Below are 16,940 nucleotides of genomic sequence, written 5' to 3' on the forward strand. Positions count from 1 at the left end.
TCACTGAAAGGCGTGTGGCGGATCAGGCGTCGCCGGTTTCGTTCGTCGTGCTTTCCTGCTTCCTGCGCACGCCGACTCGGATAAGAACTTCCCTAGGTATCCCGTAACGACGCACGGCATCCGCCTGACTGCGAAAGCCCGAAATTTCTCTCTGGATGAAGAATGCCCAGACCAGTTCAGCGGCCTCGTCGATGAACTTTTCAAGGGCATCAGCGGGTGCATCCGCCGTCTGCGCTGCCGCAAGAGCCTCGAGTGCCGCCTCGACTTTTCTGCCGATCCGGCCGAGCGCATCGGCCTTTTCAGCCGCAAGCTCATAATCGAGCGCCGACAGGACTCCGGATCCGGTGGATGAGAAAAGAGAGGGCGGACGAAAACTCATGAAAGCCTCAGCGCCATGGTGACCGACCGAAGATGGCGCCTGAAATGTCCGTCGGCAAGAGCGGATTGAAGTTCATCAATCAGGCTTTCTTAATTCCTCGGGCGCATCATGCCTCATACGGGATATCCTCCTGCCGGCCCTCCCGATTGTCGGGTTGGCCGCTGATCAAGCGGTACGAATGCGACCATGATGGAAGCGCCTAAGGTTTCCTCGTCGGGTGTCTTGCGGACCCCGGAAAACCTTGAGAACGAACGATTTTTGCCTGCAACGCCTCCTGTTGCGGCAGACATGCTCAAAAACTGGCTGGAGCAGCCCACGACCGAGACCGCAGTCTTCGCGGAAGGGCGAAGCGCATGGGACGAGCCATTCCCTCCGATACGCGAACAGTCGCAACGGCCGCGCGGAAGCTGGCTTGATGCCGTCGCAGGTTCCTTGTCCGCTTCGCACGAGTCGACCCGGGAAGACATCGTGTCGCTCAACGCCGACGACAACGGCGTCTACACTCTCTTCCGGGATATTATCGTCAAAGAAGCGTAAGGCTCTATCGCGATCTTGCGGACTGCCCCTATCGCCATTGCGCTCCGGCGGTAGCCGCAAGCTTGCGGATCTCGTCGAAGCCGAGTTCGCGTAGCAGCTTCCCGTTTTCCCAGACCGGCTGTAGCAGGTTCTGGCGCGGGCCCAGTTCGCCGAGCGGCACGGCGAACACGTCGCCCTCTTCCAGGACCACGGCCTGCCGGCCGAGTGCGGGCAGCTTTTCCTGCGGATTGCCGGGCCTGCGGCCGATGTCACGCCAAGCGCCGCTTTCGTCCTGCAGCGCGCTTGCGCGCATCGTGAAGGAAAGCGTGTCGCGGCTTACTTTCTGCAGAAGCGACGATCCCATGCCGAAGGAAATGTTTTCGGACGAAAATCCCATGCCCTCGAGGCGGCCGAGGATCATCTGTATATCCTGCAGCGAGACGCCGTCGGACTGGATCACGCGTACGTTGTCGTCCAGAACCTTGAAGCCCTTGCCGTTCAGATGTGTGCCGAAGGCATAGGCAAGCTGCGCAACCACCTGAACCGGCGTATCGATCGGATCGCCGCTGTCGGAGCGAACGACGAGCGTTGCGTTGGCCGCGCGAATCTTCGTCTGCAGCTTCTTGCCGAGCGTGTCGGACACCGCATTATGTAGATCGAAGCTGTCCGCCACGATCGAATAGGCGCCGAACCGGGCGAAGCGGTCGATCATGTTGGAATAGGCGTCCACTTCCCGTTCCTGCCCCCAGGCGGTGACTGTCGTATGCTCGGATGCGGGAACGGAACGGCCGGCCATCAGTGCGCCGTAGTAACGACGTGCATGCAGGACGCCGGCGAGCGAATCGCTGCTGGTGAAGTGCAGAAGATGGGCTGCTCCGCCAAGCCCCGTCTGTTCGAGGCTCGTCGTTCCCCTGGAGCCGAAATCGCTGATGCTGGTCTCGATCAGCTCTTCCGCCCGGTCCGATGTGCGTTCAAGGAAGGGCCAGAGAGCCTGCTTGATCCGCCATGCCATGGTGGCCACGGTGGAGGGATACCAGATGGCCCTCAACAGCGCGGTTTCGATGTAGGAGGAGAGCCACGGCACATTCGGATCCGTGTTGACGACCTGCGCCACGGGCACGTCGCGGCGGACGGCAAAGCCCTCCTGCAACGACTCGATCTTCAGCGGCAGATATCCGCCATGGGTATCGACGATATGCGTCCAGCCGGCACGGTCGAAGGGCTGGCCATGCAGCGTGGCGATCTCTTCCGCTTCATCGATATCGGACCGTGTGATGGCGCGGGAAAGATATTCCTTCAGGAACATCTGCAGCCCGAAGAACATCACGTCGGGTCGGAAGGAGTTTCCGCGGGTGGTTACGTAGGCGCTGATGGCGCGCGTACCGTTGGGATATTGCAGGAAATGCCCGAGCTTGTAGCTGTCGGTGTTCAGGATGGGATTACGGTCATTCGGCATTCGGCACCCATCTTTTGGCCCCAGCATCGCAAACGAGGCGGCCCGGCATTTCGTTTTGCCAAAGATGTACGCGAGCCTTTCGGAGGCGGCAAGACGCGACAATCGCAATTATGGTTATCGAATTGTTTACGTCTCACGGGCATTATCAAACCCAGTAGACTGGCAATCTCCCCTATTCTCGAAGCCCGCCGGCAGGATGGCCTGGCAGGACGGGGCCACCGCATGCGCGGTTTCGAATTGCCGATGTTTCCCGTCAATCTTTGCATGAAGAGGAGTTCCCATGCTGCCTCCGGTTCAGGCAATTTCGAATTCCGGAACGTCCTATCCTGACTCCCGGAAGCCGCAGGAGATATCGGTCGACGTGGCCGCCCGCCCGGCCGCGGTCCAGCAAACCGCGACTCAGGGCCTGGAACAGAACACCGCAATCGCCGGTCGTCTCAACATGCTGCTGCTGTCTGGTCAGGAGCAGGAGCGCACGTCGCAGAACCTTGCGTCTCTGATCGACCTGCTCGGGCGGGCGATGAAGGTCGAGCGTAATGATGGGGAAAGCCTGAGCGGATATGCCACGCGCCTTGTCCAGACGCTTGCCAGCCTGTCACCGGATGATAGGCAGACGGTTCAGCGTCAGCTAGCCCAACTGTTCGGCGGCCTCCAGCTTCGCACGCTGATCGAAGCGTTCCGCAATCCGGCCGGCCCCGAGGCGGCAATGCTGTCGATCTACCTGGAACTCTATCGTAACAAGGATCGCGATCTCGCTGCCCGCCTGGCCGTAACTTCCTATCGCCAGAATTCCGGCGAGCAGAAGCAGGCGACAGGTCCTGTGCCGCCGCAGCCTGTCCCCGCTCCGCCGCAATCGTCGAAACAGTCAGTCCTGCAGGCAGCGAACCAGCCGCTGGCTCCGCCAGAGGAGAGTTTGGCGGAGGATGTCGTGCAGCCGGTAAACAGGGACGCCACGGCGCGACCGCGTCCGGACCGTGATGTTGGCAATGAAGCCGTTCGCAACGGGCTGAAATCCACAGTAGCCGCGGTTGGTACAAACCTCATTCGCAACACTGCCGTCGCCGCACCACAGGGTAATACAGAGACCGACACGGATGATATCCGCACCCTGCAGGATCGTCTTCGCCACAATTTCGATTTCGGAGATGAGCCCGAGACCTTGCCGGCGTCGGCGCGCGCAATTCCGGCACAGGACACGGCTCGCGCAGCAATACCGTCAAGGGAACCGGCGCAGCAGAGCGCCGTTCCACGGACCCCGGACGCAGATCCGGATATCGGGGCCACGCAGAGCGGACTTCAGGATGCCGCCGATGGCGTCGCCGATCAGGCGTTCAACGCTCTGAAGAGCTCGAAGGACGCGGTTATCAGGACGCTGGTCTCGAATTCGGCGGAACTTCTGCCGCAGTCTGTGGAAGAGGGGGACCGCGACGGGCTTTCGACATCCGCGTTGCCGGTCTCGGCCGGCGAGGCGGACGAGGATCGGGCGCCTTTTGATGCGTCGCGTGCCTCAGGCATGGCAAGGGGCGAAGCCGCGCAATCGGCGCTGCATGCGTCCGGTGCCGATGAGCCGGATCAGGCGTCGGCAAGTGCTCCCAATGCTGCGAGAACTACAAACCCGACTGCGACGCCCGCCGAGGTCGATAACGATCATGCGGCCTTGCGCCAGAATATGATGCTTAGGGAGGGTGTGCCTCTGCCTGTCATCAATTACCTGATTGCGCAGGATGATTATGTCGAGGACGAAAAGGAACTCAGGCACCGCTACGAGGATGAAGACGGCGAGCAGGGTGACGACCGCTCCGAGCCGAACGACGAAGGCGGAGAGGATCACGGTGAAGCTGAAGAAGAAACCGCCACGCAGGAAAGCGTTCCGGCCGAGCCTTCGCCCGTGGCGGAAGGCAATCCCGATGGTCCTGTGCCCCTGCTGGCGGCCGATATGGCGGATGGCCTGCCCATCGCCGATCTTTACCATCGTATGGCCAACTGGGCCTGACCAGCAGCCAACATTCCGGCTTGAACAAAAAAGCCCGCCGATCATGCGATCGGCGGGCTTTCTGATGTCTGGGGAACCAGGCCTTATTCGGCGTTGCGGTTCTTCAGGGCTGCGCCCAGGATGTCGCCGAGCGAAGCGCCGGAGTCGGAAGAACCGAACTGTGCGACGGCTTCCTTCTCTTCAGCGATTTCGAGCGCCTTGATCGACAGCATGACCTTGCGGTCCTTCTTGGAGAAGTTCGTCACGCGGGCGTCGAACACCTGACCGACCGAGAAACGCTCCGGACGCTGATCGTCGCGGTCGCGGGCCAGATCGGCGCGGCGGATGAAGGAGGTGATGTCCTCGTGATTGACGAGCTTCACTTCCACGCCGCCGTCGTTAATGGCGATAACTTCGCACGAAACGACAGCATTCTTGCGCAGGTCACCCGAAGCGGCGGCTTCGCCGACCGAGTCACGGCCGAGCTGCTTGATCCCGAGCGAGATGCGTTCCTTCTCGACGTCGACATCGAGAACGACAGCCTTGACCACGTCACCCTTGTTGAACTCTTCGATGACCTGTTCGCCCGGACGGTTCCAGTCGAGGTCGGAGAGGTGGACCATGCCATCGACGTCGCCTTCGAGGCCGATGAACAGGCCGAATTCGGTCTTGTTCTTGACTTCGCCTTCGACTTCGGTGCCGGCCGGGTGGCTATAGGCAAATGCCTGCCACGGGTTTTCGAGGGTCTGCTTGAGACCGAGCGAAATACGACGCTTGGACGGATCGACTTCGAGAACGACAACGTCGACTTCCTGGCTCGTGGACAGGATCTTGCCGGGGTGTACGTTCTTCTTGGTCCAGGACATTTCCGAGATGTGGATCAGGCCTTCGATGCCCGGCTCCAGCTCGACGAACGCACCGTAGTCGGTGATGTTCGTAACGGTACCGGAGATCTTCTTGCCGACCGGGTACTTGGCAGCAATGCCATCCCACGGATCCGACTCGAGCTGCTTCATACCGAGCGAAATACGGTGGGTTTCCTGGTTGATGCGGATGATCTGAACCTTGACCTGCTGGCCGATGGACAGGATTTCCGACGGATGGTTGACGCGGCGCCATGCCATGTCGGTAACGTGCAGCAGGCCGTCGATGCCACCGAGGTCAACGAACGCACCGTAATCGGTGATGTTCTTGACGACGCCGTCAACAACCTGGCCTTCTTCGAGGTTCTGAACGATTTCAGAACGCTGCTCGGCGCGGGACTCTTCGAGAACCGTACGGCGCGAAACGACGATGTTGCCGCGACGCTTGTCCATCTTGAGGATTTCGAAGGGCTGCGGGTTGTGCATCAGCGGGGTGACGTCGCGGATCGGACGGATGTCGACCTGCGAACGCGGCAGGAAGGCAACAGCGCCGTCGAGATCGACGGTGAAGCCACCCTTGACCTGGTTGAAGATGACGCCTTCAACACGCTCGCCGGCTTCGAACTTGGCTTCGAGCTTGATCCAGCTTTCTTCGCGGCGAGCCTTCTCGCGCGACAGAACGGCTTCGCCGAGAGCGTTTTCGATGCGCTCGACATAGACCTCGACTTCGTCGCCGACCTTCAGCGAACCGTCCTTGGCCCGTGCGCCGAATTCCTTGAGCGCGATGCGGCCTTCGACCTTGAGACCGACATCAACAATGGCGACGTCCTTCTCGATGGCCGTGATAATGCCCTTGGTTACATAGCCTTCTGCCAGATCGGTCTTGGCAAACGACTCTTCGAGCATTGCTGCGAAATCATCGCGCGTAGGGGTAGAAACAGACATGAAATCTCCTAAACGCATCCAATCTTGGACGCGGTATGCGCCGGGGGTTCGAGTTGTACATGGCCAGAAAGATCGTCCGCCCTTCTTGAAGGGCTGTCCGGCGCGGGGACGTTCGTTTCGGCTGGTCTTTGCGGAAACCGGCGGGCCGGGCTCCGTATCGATTATTTCTTCAGGGCTGCGTCGATAAAGGCTCGGGCCGCCTGAAACGCCGCCTCTATACTCATTTCCGACGTATCAAGCAAGTGCGCATCGTCGGCGGGCTTCAGCGGGCTGTCGGCGCGGCCCATGTCGCGCTCGTCACGCCTCTTCACATCCGCAAAGACATCGTTGAAATCGGCACTGCCGCCGCCTGAGATTATCTCGTCGTAACGGCGTCTGGCGCGAACCTCCGGCGATGCGGTGACATAGAGCTTCACCGGCGCTTCCGGGCAGACGACGGTGCCGATGTCGCGGCCGTCGAGCACTGTGCCGGGCGTCTTCGCCGCAAATTTGCGCTGCGCCTCGACGAGGGCCCTTCTGACCTTCGGCATCACGGCGATCTTCGAGGCGGCCTCGCCGATCTGGTGTTGCGACAGCACGGAACGGTCGAGACCGGCAAGGTCGATCGCAAGTGCTGTCGCTTCGGCGATCGCCTCGTTATCGAGTGGCTGGCCGGCATCGAGCAGAGCCTTGGCGACGGCGCGGTATGTGAGTCCGGTATCCAGATGATGAAAACCGTAATGCGAAGCGATCTGCCGGGACAGTGTTCCCTTGCCAGCCGCCGCCGGTCCATCGATGGCGACCGTGAAGGAGGTACTCATGCGGCCTTGCCTTCGTGGGTTTCGATCTTTGCGCCGAGCCCGCTCATCAGGTCCATGAACTCGGGAAAGCTGGTCGCGATCATCGTGGCGTCGTCGACGGTCACCGGATGCTCGGAAACCAGACCCATGATGAGGAAGCTCATGGCGATGCGGTGGTCGAGATGGGTGGCGACGGCTTCGCCCGAGGCGTTGCCGAGGCCTTTGCCATCAGGCCGGCCGCGAACGACGAGCGTGGCTTCGCCTTCGTCGCAATCGACGCCGTTGAGTTTCAGTCCGACGGCGACGGCGGAGAGGCGGTCCGATTCTTTTACCCGCAATTCCTCTAGGCCGAGCATGGTGGTCGTTCCCTCGGCAAAGGCGGCGGCGACGGCAAGTACCGGATATTCGTCGATCATCGACGGCGCGCGATCTTCCGGCACGGTGACGCCCTTCAGGCTGGACGAGCGCACGCGCAGGTCCGCGACATCCTCACCACCGGCAAGCCGTGGATTGAGGATTTCGATGTCTGCGCCCATTTCCTGCAGCGTCAGGATGAGGCCAGTGCGCGTCGGGTTCATCAGGACGTTCAGGATGGTGACGTCAGAACCGGGAACGAGCAGGGCGGCAACCAGCGGAAACGCTGTGGACGACGGATCGCCCGGCACGTCGATCACCTGGCCGGTCAGCTTGCCGCGTCCCTCGATGCGGATCGTGCGCACGCCTTCGGCATCCGTTTCGACCGTCAGGTTCGCGCCGAAGCCCTGCAGCATCTTCTCCGTATGGTCACGGGTCATGATCGGTTCTATCACGGTGGTGATGCCGGGCGTATTGAGGCCCGCGAGCAGCACGGCGGACTTTACCTGCGCCGAGGCCATCGGCACGCGATAGGTGATCGGGGCCGGTGTCCTCGGCCCGTGCAGCGTTACCGGCAGGCGGTCGCCGTCTGCCGATTTCACCTGCACGCCCATTTCACGTAGCGGATTGAGCACGCGGCCCATCGGGCGCTTCGTCAAAGAGGCGTCGCCGATGAAGGTGCTGTCGAAATCATAGACGCCGACCAGCCCCATGGTGAGGCGGCAGCCTGTGCCGGCATTGCCGAAATCGAGTGGCGCTTCCGGTGCCAGCAGGCAGCCATTGCCGACACCGTCGATAATCCAGGTGTCGCCGACCTTGACGATCCGGGCGCCCATCGCCTGCATGGCCTTGCCGGTATTGATGACATCCTCACCTTCGAGCAGACCGGTGATGCGGGTCTGGCCGGAGGCGAGGCCGCCGAACATGAAGGAACGATGGGAGATGGACTTGTCGCCGGGAATGCGGATAGTCCCGGACAGGGCGGGCGATTTCCGTGAGGTGGCCGGTTTGGACAGGGCTCCATGCGACATGAACGTGTTTCCTCCGATCAGGCACTCTTGTGCGCGTACCATGCTTCGCCCGGATGTGCCGGTTGTCATGGGCGCCGATTTCCGCGCTCGTTAGCATAAACCGATTTGATGGTCATCCCTCGCCTGCCAAAAAGCCCTGGCGACGTGGCGTGAAGATTGCCTTTGACAGAACGGGTTGCAACGATTAAGGGACCCCGCTAGCAATTTGACCGGTCATGGACCGGATTAACGGCACTTGCCGGCACATTCCTCAAGACATCAAGAGGCTTCGACAGTGGCGAAAGCAGAACTTGGCACCAAGCGGACCGACCCGGATACGGGCAAGAAATTCTACGATCTGAACAAGGATCCGATCGTATCGCCCTATACGGGCAAGAGCTGGCCGCTCTCTTATTTCGAAGAAACCTCCGCAGCCTCCGTCATGGAGAAGGCTGAAGAAGAGGAAGTGGCAGAAGTCGATGCCGAAAACACGGAAGTCGAACTCGTGTCGCTGGAAGATGCTGACGACAATGGCGGCGGCGACGATCTTCCGGATATGGGCGATGACGATGTCGAACTCGACGACGACGATGATGATACCTTCCTCGAAGCCGATGAAGACGACGACGATGACGACATGAGCGACATCATCGGTGTTACCGGCGATGAGGACGAAGTCTGATTTTTCAGACACCTGGACCCGGAAATGCAAAAACTTTCCGGGTCCGCGATTTTTCGGCTTGCCATCTCCGGAAACCGGAAGTAATAAGCCGCCACCCCGCCGGACAGAACGCCCGGCAGGTTCCCGGAACCGGCACTGCCGGACCCATGGTTTGGGGCTATAGCTCAGCTGGGAGAGCGCTTGCATGGCATGCAAGAGGTCAGCGGTTCGATCCCGCTTAGCTCCACCAAATCTTCCTTAGACAGCCAGATATTTATTGTCGCGCAAACGATGCGGTCGTTGTCGAAAACGATTTGCTTAACCCTGTTTCCCGTCCTGATCGCGCCTTAAGGGTTCCCACACCCAATTGCGCTAATCAATCCGTCCAAGGGGCATTGCATCCAGGGGCGGGACGGGAAAATGAGCTTTACGGAAACGACACGGACATCCTGGTTTGCGCGGCTGAAGAACGCGCTGATCGGTTTTCTTATCGGTATCGTCCTCGTGATCGGGTCGATCTGGGCGCTGGTCTGGAATGAGGGCAGGTCGATCAAGACCTATCGCGCGCTCGGCGAGGGCGCGAGCATCGTCGTTTCGGTGGGAGCCGACGAAGTCTCGCCCTCGAACGAAGGCAAACTTGTTCATGTCTCGGGCAAGGTGAAGGCCGGCGGTGTCCCCTCGGACGAAGAGTTTGGCGTTGCTGCTGACGGAGCGCTGGCGATTCGTCGCGAAGTCGAGATGTATCAATGGGTCGAATCAAGCGAATCGACCACGGAGAAGAAGCTCGGCGGCAGCGAGGAAACCGTCACCACCTACAAATATGCCAGGGAATGGCAGCAGGGGCGCGAGAACTCGTCGGATTTCCGTCAGCCCGAAGGGCATGAAAACCCGCAATTGATCGTTGAAAGCCAGAATTTCACCGTCGATACCGCGACCGTGGGCGCCTTCACGGTGTCGGGCGAGGATATCGCCTATCTCGGTATGCAGACCGATCTAAAGGTAACCGAGGAAGAAGCGCGCGGCGCAGCCGATGCTCTCTCCCGGCCGGTGCATGTCGATCGCGGTGGCCTTTATGCGGGAGCAAATGTTTCGACGCCTGCGATCGGCGATATCCGGATCAGCTACACCCGCGCGGATCTCGGCGAGGCGAGCCTTGTTGCAGTGCAGGAGGGCGGTTCGCTGAAGCCTTACACGACGACCAACGGCCGCGAGATCTTCCTGACGGCTTCGGGCAACGTCGACGCGACGCAGATGTTTGCCGATGCCGAGGCGGAAAACTCTCTCATCACCTGGCTGGTGCGTGCCGGTGGCATGATCGGTCTGTTCATCGGATTTTCGTTGATCTTTTCGATCCTCGGCGTCATTGCCGATGTCGTCCCGTTCTTCGGCTCGCTGGTGGGTTTCGGCACCGGGCTAGTGGCTCTGGTGCTGACGGCGCTGATCGGTCCGCTGGTGATCGCAATCGGCTGGTTCGCTTACCGTCCGCTTCTGTCGCTAGGATTGCTGGCGGGTGGCGCCGTTGTTGCCTTCGGCATTATCTGGCGCAGGCGTGGCAAGCCCTCGGCAACTGCATTCGGTCGGTGAAGCTTTCCACAATTGGCGGCATTTTCAGCAGAACAACTCTCCGCGTCCCTTGCCCTCGATCTGGTCGATCTGAAACCAGTCTGCGATACGCTCCACATCGAACATCGCTTCGCCGTCCCGAAGCTGGACCCGCAGTTTGTCACCTGCGAGTCCAAGGGGCTCGCCGATATAGATCCGGTTATTTCCTGCCTCGTCGATAATGTCGATTGCGAAGCGCATGTGGCCTCCAGATTCAGTCTTTCATGTCCGTATCTATGTATATTAGAGCCCTAGGATCATTGCCTTGAGCGAAGCTGTCTTCGTGTGAGGAAGGATGTGGAGCATTGTCGGGAAGGGCGATCGCTTGTATGTCGGGACATTCCTCAGGAGGCCCGATGTTCGTTATTTCCAAGCTGTTCTGGATGCTCGCCCAACCGCTGTCTCTCGCCTTCTTCGCCATTCTCGCAGCCGCTCTTGCCCAATTTTGTCGCCTTCGTCGGGTGGGTCTGGCGCTCAGTCTCGCGGCGGGAATGATTCTTTTCGTGGTGCTCTTCACCACCGCCGGTTCCTACGCACTCCAAGGGCTGGAAGCACGCTTTCCCCGGCCACAGAAGGATCCGGACACGCTTTCCTGCATGATCGTTCTGGGCGGCGCCTTCGAGACGGAGGTGACGACGAGCAGGGGCGGTATCGACCTCAACCAGGCTGCCGATCGGTTCGTGGAGGCCTTGCGGCTTGCCATGGCCTATCCGCAGGCGAAAATCCTCGTTTCGGGTGGAGACGGTTCGCTGAGTGGTGCCTATGAAGGCGATGCCGCTGCATCCCTGCGCTTCTTTTCGGCTTTCGGCATCCCGGCATCCCGGTTGATTGCCGAACGAGATTCGCGCACTACATTCGAGAACGCGGCTTTCAGCCGTAACGTGCTTGAGGCCAATGGGTTGAGCGATTGCCTGCTCATAACCTCGGCCTTCCACATGCCGCGATCGGTCGGCCTGTTTCGCAGGGCGGGGATAGCTGTAATGCCATGGCCAGTTGACTACCGTACCAGCGGTAAGCTCGACCTGACGCTGGATTTTACCCAGCCGACCCTCAACGCACAGCAGACATCGACCGCCGTACGCGAATGGATCGGCCTTGCCGCTTATTACATGACCGGCCGGATCGATACGCTCTATCCCGCGCCTTGATTGAGGGTGGCTGGGGCTATTTCTTGGAAATTGTCAGGAACTTGGTGCCGCGCACCCGCACCGTCATTTGGCAGGGCTCGCTGTCGGTGCGGTCGCAGAAGCGCGGATGCATCTTCAGGATGAAGACCTTGTTGCCGAAGCGCTGGATGAAGTCGTAGCCGTAGATCTGGGCGGTGGCGATCATGAAGTAGCCCCCTTCCTTGACCTGCAGATAGAAATTGTGAGGGCAGCCATCGGCCGTGCAGTCCGGGCCGCGCGTGCCGTCGCAGGTGATATCGCCTTCGTTGACCACGGCATCGATCAGCGTGTCGTTGTTGATGTCGATCCGATCGATGAGATTGGGGCCGTATTCGACTGTTCCGCAGCGCTTCTTGAAGTGCTCCTTCTCGTATATTTCGGGATCGCTGATAAGCTGCTGCTGACTGAAAGAGGCCGAGGGTGCGGCAAGCAGGAGGGCGATTTGCATTGTGGCGAACAACAGGTACTTCACGTCGTTTATCCCGGCGAGATGGAAATGTCGCAGCCACCCTTGCAGAGACTGCTTGTGCGACACTGACGCCTGCGGCGGATTTTTGATCACATCGGATTGGAAGGTTTTTCATGTCGTTGCTAGGATTTCTCGATTACGCGGGCGTTGCAGTCTTTGCGGCGACGGGCGCGCTCTCCGCTTCACGCAAGGAGCTCGATCTAATCGGCTTTCTCTTCCTGGCGCTGGTAACGGGCATTGGCGGTGGCACGATGCGCGATGTTGTACTAGGCAGCCTCCCAGTCTTCTGGGTGATCAACCCGGACTACGTCCTGGTCTGCGCCTCGGTTGGCGTGCTGGTGTTCTTTACCGCCCACATGCTCGAATCGCGCTATCGCCTGCTGGTCTGGCTGGATGCCATCGGCCTTTCAGCCTATTGCGTCATGGGGGCGGCGAAGGGCTACGTGGCGACAGGATCGCCGACGGTCGCGGTCGTCACCGGGACATTGACGGCTGCCTGCGGCGGCATCCTGCGCGATATCATCGCAGGTGAACCGTCGGTTCTCCTGCGGCCGGAAATCTACGTCACGGCGGCACTTGCAGGTGCCACGGTCTTCACTGCCGCGACCGAGTTCGACCTTGGGACGCACACCGCATCGGTCTTCGGTGCGCTAACGGCTTTCGCCATTCGCGGCGGAGCTCTTCGGTTCGGTTGGTCACTGCCCCGTCCCAATTCACGTCCGGGTCGCCCGCCCGATGACGTGATGAAATAGGCGGCTGTTCAGGAGACAAATAAAGTAACGGCTCTGACCTCGGACGGCCAATAGACGTCTTCCATCGGAGAGGGGAAGAATTACCGGCTCTTCGGCCGCAAGCGGATCACCACGTCGACATGAGCGATCTCCATGCCTTCGGGCGGCTCGGGGAGGTTGTCGATCGAGATGTTGTTGACCGGGATGTCGAGAACCTCGTTCTCGCCTTCCACGAAGAAGTGATGATGGTCCGACGTGTTGGTGTCGAAATACGTCTTGGCGCTTTCCACTGCCAGAACACGAATGAGTCCGGCCTCGGTAAACTGGTGAAGCGTGTTGTAGACGGTTGCAAGCGACACCGGTACATTGGCGGCGATCGCTTCTTCATGTAGTTCCTCGACGGTCAGGTGACGGTCGCCCTTGGCGAAAAGAAGACTGGCCAACGCGATACGTTGACGCGTCGGGCGCAAGCCCGAGCGACGCAGTTTCAGTTCCGTACTCACACCGTATTCAGCCATCGTTACCGACGAACTCCGAGTTCTCCGCCTGTCAATCCACTGACGTTGATCAAGGATATAACTTTTAAGGCTCGTCCTTTCAATAGCATCTGCGGCATCGCGGCGTGAGAAACTGCCGCAAAACCAGCCTTTTGCGGCTTTTCTCTCTGGTCGTTGCCGAGGTCATGCTGTATGCGACGGCGGACGGGGCCGGCGGCGTAGGAGAGTTCGACAATTCCGGACGATTGCACCGCGGCTATTGTGGGACTTCAATTTGTCCCTATCTTGCTCTAAGGGTCCGCCATCGTGAAGCTCAGGGAGGAAGAAGAAGAAGAGATGAAACCGAGACAGTCCAGCTATAACTACGAAGAAATCCTTTCCTGCGGCCGTGGCGAACTTTTCGGCCCCGGCAATGCCCAGCTTCCCCTGCCGCCCATGCTGATGGTTCATCGCATCACCGAGATTTCCGAGACGGGCGGTGCCTTCGACAAGGGCTTTATCCGTGCCGAGTACGATGTGCATCCGGACGACTGGTATTTCCCCTGCCATTTCCAGGGCAATCCGATCATGCCCGGCTGCCTCGGTCTTGACGGCATGTGGCAGCTGACCGGTTTCTTCCTTGGCTGGCTTGGTGAAGAAGGTCGCGGAATGGCGCTTTCAACCGGCGAAGTGAAGTTCAAGGGCATGGTTCGCCCGCACACCAAGCTTCTCGAATACGGCATCGACTTCAAGCGGGTTATGCGCGGCCGTCTTGTGCTCGGGACGGCTGATGGCTGGCTGAAAGCCGATGGCGAAACCATTTACCAGGCAACGGACCTTCGCGTGGGTCTGTCGAAGGATAAGACGGCCTGAAAGCAGGCTCTGTCCAATCATGATAACAAGAAGGTCTGAGAGATGAGACGGGTAGTTGTAACGGGTCTTGGCATCGTGTCCTCCATTGGAAGTGATGCTGCTGAAGTCACGGAATCGCTGCGCAACGCGAAATCCGGCATTACCTTTTCGCCGGACTTTGCCGAACACGGCTTCAAGTGCAACGTATGGGGCAAGCCCACTCTCGATCCGACTGAACTTGTCGACCGTCGCGCAATGCGCTTCCTGTCGCAGGGCGGTGCCTGGAACCATGTCGCCATGAAGCAGGCGATTGCCGATGCCGGTCTAGAAGAGGCCGATTATGCGCAGAAGGAGCGCGTCGGCATCATCATGGGTTCGGGCGGTCCGTCCACCCGCACCATCGTTGAGGCAGCCGACATTACACGGCAGAACAAGAGCCCGAAGCGCATCGGCCCGTTCGCCGTGCCGAAGGCCATGTCCTCCACTGCATCGGCAACGCTCGCCACCTGGTTCAAGCTCCACGGCGTGAATTACTCGATCTCGTCGGCTTGCTCTACTTCGGCGCATTGCATCGGCAACGCCGCCGAGATGATCCAGTGGGGCAAACAGGACATGGTATTTGCAGGCGGTCACGAAGATCTCGACTGGTCGATGTCTGACCTCTTCGATGCCATGGGAGCCATGTCCTCGAAGTACAATGATACGCCGGCTTCTGCCTCGCGTGCCTATGACGCGACGCGTGACGGTTTCGTCATTGCCGGCGGCGCAGGCGTTCTCGTTCTGGAAGAGCTGGAGCACGCCAAGGCCCGCGGCGCCAAGATCTACGCCGAAATCACCGGTTACGGCGCGACCTCTGATGGCTACGACATGGTTGCCCCGTCGGGCGAAGGCGCGATCCGCTGCATGCGGCAGGCGCTCGCCACGGTGAAGGGCGAGGTCGACTACATCAATACCCACGGCACCTCGACTCCGGTTGGCGACAGCAAGGAAATTGGCGCCATCCGCGAAGTGTTCGGCGACAAGATCCCGCATATCCAGTCGACCAAGTCTCTGACCGGACACTCCCTGGGTGCTGCCGGCGTGCAGGAATCGATCTATGGCCTGCTGATGATGCAGGAACGCTTCATCGGCGAAAGCGCCCACATCACTGAACTCGATCCGGAATTCGATGGCGTTCCGATCGTCCGCAAGCGTATCGACAATGCAAAGATCGATACCGTTCTTTCGAACTCCTTCGGTTTTGGCGGTACCAACGCCACCCTGGTGTTCCAGCGCTACAATGGATGACAAAATGAGCGGTATCATGCAGGGTAAGCGCGGCCTTATCATGGGGGTCGCGAACAACCATTCGATTGCCTGGGGCATCGCACAGGCGCTCGCCGGCGCTGGCGCCGAACTGGCATTCACCTACCAGGGCGAGGCCCTCGGCAAGCGCGTCAAGCCGCTGGCAGCCGAACTTGGCTCGGATTTCATCCTGCCTTGCGATGTAGAGGATCTGGCTTCCGTCGATGCCGCCATGGCGCAGCTTAAGGAGCGATGGGGCAAGATCGATTTCATCGTTCACGCCATCGGCTTCTCCGACAAGAACGAACTGAAGGGCCTCTACGCCGACACCACGCGCGACAACTTCACGCGCACCATGGTGATCTCGTGCTTCTCCTTCACCGAGATTGCCAAGCGGGCGGCAGATCTGATGGTGGACGGCGGCAGCATGCTGACGCTCACCTATGGCGGCTCGATGCGGGTCATTCCCAACTACAATGTCATGGGTGTGGCCAAGGCGGCTCTCGAGGCTTCCGTCCGCTATCTGGCTGGTGATTACGGTCCGCGTGGCATTCGCGTCAATGCCATCTCGGCAGGCCCTGTTCGCACGTTGGCCGGTGCGGGCATTTCCGATGCGCGCGCCATTCTCTCGTGGAACCAGAAGAATGCGCCCCTGCGTCGTACGCCGACCATCGAGGATATCGGCGGTTCAGCTCTCTACCTGCTTTCGGGCATGTCGAACGGCGTTACGGGTGAAATCCACTACGTAGATGGCGGTTACAACATCACGTCGCTGCCGACGCTTGAAGTGCTTCGCGGCGCTGACAGCGAATAAGGCTATTCCAGCAAAAGCGTGAAGCGCTTTTGCGTCCGGAAATACTCTAGCGGACAAAAGAAAGGCCTGACGCGAGATCTCGCGTCAGGCCTTGAAAACGGAGGGTCCGCCAACCGGGGAGTTCCCGGCCTACTCCGGTTTCGAATGGCTTTCATGCCTGATTGCGCCTGCCAGCATCGCAAGGCTGACCGCATGCATCCGGTTACGGGCACCGAGCTTCTGCTGTGCCGACTGAAGCAGGTCCTCGACCTGAATTTCCGCCAGAACCAGAAGATTGCAGATATCCAGCGGCCGCTTTCCTTCTGCTACCAGCGTCAGACATTGTATTTCGGGTTTGCTGAGGACGGCCCCATCACGGGGCTCGCTCCCGGAGGCAATGAGCTTTGTCATGATGTTTTGAAAACCAGAATGGAATTTTCGACCTGGGCATATGGCAATACTGCTCCGTGCCCGCTCTATTTGCGGGTCATATACTGACAGAATTGGCAAAAGTAATTCGCACTGGCCGCCAAATATTTTACCGGCCAGACAATTTCGAATCGAAGATCTATTCTTGGAATTCGCCTCTTGGGAGTATTTCTTCCGAGTATGCGGATTTTGTCAAGAGGTTG

General features: G+C 59.8%; 18 protein-coding genes and 1 tRNA gene. 10 read left to right on the forward strand and 9 right to left on the reverse strand.

Features of this window, described 5'->3' with window-relative positions; translation table 11 throughout:
- Window positions 1-22: 22 nt before the first annotated feature.
- Window positions 23-379: a DUF6665 family protein gene (locus H4I99_RS09845; protein ID WP_163902591.1), complete on the reverse strand. Its 357-nt coding sequence runs from the start codon at window positions 377-379 to the stop codon at window positions 23-25.
- 222 nt (window positions 380-601) lie between these two features.
- On the opposite strand from H4I99_RS09845, the gene H4I99_RS09850 reads away from it, so the two are divergent.
- Window positions 602-916 carry a hypothetical protein gene (locus H4I99_RS09850; protein WP_186663288.1) on the forward strand — a complete coding sequence of 105 codons (315 nt, stop codon included), beginning with the start codon at window positions 602-604 and terminating at the stop codon, window positions 914-916.
- A 28-nt stretch (window positions 917-944) separates the two neighbouring features.
- Here the strand turns inward: H4I99_RS09850 and H4I99_RS09855 are convergent, their stop codons facing one another.
- Complete coding sequence (locus H4I99_RS09855; protein WP_163902594.1) at window positions 945-2,351, reverse strand: nicotinate phosphoribosyltransferase; 1,407 nt, start codon at window positions 2,349-2,351, stop codon at window positions 945-947.
- Between the two features lie 280 nt (window positions 2,352-2,631).
- Between H4I99_RS09855 and H4I99_RS09860 the strand changes: the two genes are divergently transcribed.
- Entirely contained in the window at window positions 2,632-4,344 is a 1,713-nt protein-coding gene (locus tag H4I99_RS09860) for a hypothetical protein (protein ID WP_163902596.1), read from the forward strand.
- Between the two features lie 83 nt (window positions 4,345-4,427).
- On the opposite strand, the gene rpsA is transcribed toward H4I99_RS09860, so the two are convergent.
- The 3 genes from rpsA to aroA all read right to left on the reverse strand — a co-directional run bounded on the left by rpsA (window position 4,428) and on the right by aroA (window position 8,295).
- Window positions 4,428-6,131, reverse strand: coding sequence for a 30S ribosomal protein S1 (gene rpsA / locus H4I99_RS09865; RefSeq protein WP_163902598.1), 1,704 nt, complete (start codon window positions 6,129-6,131; stop codon window positions 4,428-4,430).
- A gap of 161 nt (window positions 6,132-6,292) precedes the next feature.
- Window positions 6,293-6,931, reverse strand: coding sequence for a (d)CMP kinase (cmk, locus tag H4I99_RS09870; protein WP_163902600.1), 639 nt, complete (start codon window positions 6,929-6,931; stop codon window positions 6,293-6,295).
- The gene (aroA, locus tag H4I99_RS09875; RefSeq protein ID WP_163902602.1) at window positions 6,928-8,295 is read right to left on the reverse strand and encodes a 3-phosphoshikimate 1-carboxyvinyltransferase; all 1,368 of its coding nucleotides are present in this window, start codon (window positions 8,293-8,295) and stop codon (window positions 6,928-6,930) included. The genes cmk and aroA overlap by 4 nt, the downstream gene beginning before the upstream one ends.
- Window positions 8,296-8,569: 274 nt before the next feature.
- Here aroA and H4I99_RS09880 point away from each other — a divergent pair, with 274 nt between their 5' ends.
- The 3 genes from H4I99_RS09880 to H4I99_RS09890 all read left to right on the forward strand — a co-directional run bounded on the left by H4I99_RS09880 (window position 8,570) and on the right by H4I99_RS09890 (window position 10,519).
- Window positions 8,570-8,956 (forward strand): TIGR02300 family protein, encoded by a 387-nt coding sequence (locus tag H4I99_RS09880; protein ID WP_163902604.1) that lies wholly within the window; start codon window positions 8,570-8,572, stop codon window positions 8,954-8,956.
- Window positions 8,957-9,109: 153 nt separating this feature from the next.
- A tRNA-Ala gene (locus H4I99_RS09885) sits at window positions 9,110-9,185 on the forward strand.
- A 170-nt stretch (window positions 9,186-9,355) separates the two neighbouring features.
- Window positions 9,356-10,519 (forward strand): TMEM43 family protein, encoded by a 1,164-nt coding sequence (locus H4I99_RS09890; RefSeq protein WP_163902606.1) that lies wholly within the window; start codon window positions 9,356-9,358, stop codon window positions 10,517-10,519.
- A 24-nt stretch (window positions 10,520-10,543) separates the two neighbouring features.
- Here H4I99_RS09890 and H4I99_RS09895 read toward each other — a convergent pair whose 3' ends face one another.
- Window positions 10,544-10,738 (reverse strand): hypothetical protein, encoded by a 195-nt coding sequence (locus H4I99_RS09895; RefSeq protein ID WP_163902608.1) that lies wholly within the window; start codon window positions 10,736-10,738, stop codon window positions 10,544-10,546.
- A 155-nt stretch (window positions 10,739-10,893) separates the two neighbouring features.
- On the opposite strand from H4I99_RS09895, the gene H4I99_RS09900 reads away from it, so the two are divergent.
- The gene (locus tag H4I99_RS09900; RefSeq protein ID WP_163902610.1) at window positions 10,894-11,685 is read left to right on the forward strand and encodes a YdcF family protein; all 792 of its coding nucleotides are present in this window, start codon (window positions 10,894-10,896) and stop codon (window positions 11,683-11,685) included.
- A gap of 16 nt (window positions 11,686-11,701) precedes the next feature.
- Here the strand turns inward: H4I99_RS09900 and H4I99_RS09905 are convergent, their stop codons facing one another.
- Complete coding sequence (locus tag H4I99_RS09905; protein ID WP_163902612.1) at window positions 11,702-12,175, reverse strand: hypothetical protein; 474 nt, start codon at window positions 12,173-12,175, stop codon at window positions 11,702-11,704.
- A 110-nt stretch (window positions 12,176-12,285) separates the two neighbouring features.
- Here H4I99_RS09905 and H4I99_RS09910 point away from each other — a divergent pair, with 110 nt between their 5' ends.
- Window positions 12,286-12,924 (forward strand): trimeric intracellular cation channel family protein, encoded by a 639-nt coding sequence (locus H4I99_RS09910; RefSeq protein ID WP_163902614.1) that lies wholly within the window; start codon window positions 12,286-12,288, stop codon window positions 12,922-12,924.
- Window positions 12,925-13,004: 80 nt separating this feature from the next.
- Here the strand turns inward: H4I99_RS09910 and irrA are convergent, their stop codons facing one another.
- The gene (irrA, locus tag H4I99_RS09915) at window positions 13,005-13,421 is read right to left on the reverse strand and encodes an iron response transcriptional regulator IrrA (protein ID WP_163902616.1); all 417 of its coding nucleotides are present in this window, start codon (window positions 13,419-13,421) and stop codon (window positions 13,005-13,007) included.
- Between the two features lie 315 nt (window positions 13,422-13,736).
- On the opposite strand from irrA, the gene fabA reads away from it, so the two are divergent.
- The 3 genes from fabA to fabI are packed head-to-tail and all read left to right on the forward strand — an operon-like array spanning window position 13,737 to window position 16,329.
- The gene (gene fabA / locus H4I99_RS09920; RefSeq protein ID WP_163902618.1) at window positions 13,737-14,252 is read left to right on the forward strand and encodes a 3-hydroxyacyl-[acyl-carrier-protein] dehydratase FabA; all 516 of its coding nucleotides are present in this window, start codon (window positions 13,737-13,739) and stop codon (window positions 14,250-14,252) included.
- A gap of 42 nt (window positions 14,253-14,294) precedes the next feature.
- Window positions 14,295-15,518 carry a beta-ketoacyl-ACP synthase I gene (gene fabB / locus H4I99_RS09925; RefSeq protein ID WP_163902620.1) on the forward strand — a complete coding sequence of 408 codons (1,224 nt, stop codon included), beginning with the start codon at window positions 14,295-14,297 and terminating at the stop codon, window positions 15,516-15,518.
- Window positions 15,519-15,522: 4 nt separating this feature from the next.
- Window positions 15,523-16,329 carry an enoyl-ACP reductase FabI gene (fabI, locus tag H4I99_RS09930; RefSeq protein ID WP_163902622.1) on the forward strand — a complete coding sequence of 269 codons (807 nt, stop codon included), beginning with the start codon at window positions 15,523-15,525 and terminating at the stop codon, window positions 16,327-16,329.
- 129 nt (window positions 16,330-16,458) lie between these two features.
- On the opposite strand, the gene H4I99_RS09935 is transcribed toward fabI, so the two are convergent.
- Window positions 16,459-16,719 carry a LuxR C-terminal-related transcriptional regulator gene (locus H4I99_RS09935; RefSeq protein WP_163902624.1) on the reverse strand — a complete coding sequence of 87 codons (261 nt, stop codon included), beginning with the start codon at window positions 16,717-16,719 and terminating at the stop codon, window positions 16,459-16,461.
- Between the last annotated feature and the right edge of the window lie 221 nt (window positions 16,720-16,940).

Source organism: Paenirhizobium daejeonense (genome assembly GCF_014280875.1).
Taxonomy (GTDB): domain Bacteria; phylum Pseudomonadota; class Alphaproteobacteria; order Rhizobiales; family Rhizobiaceae; genus Allorhizobium; species Allorhizobium daejeonense.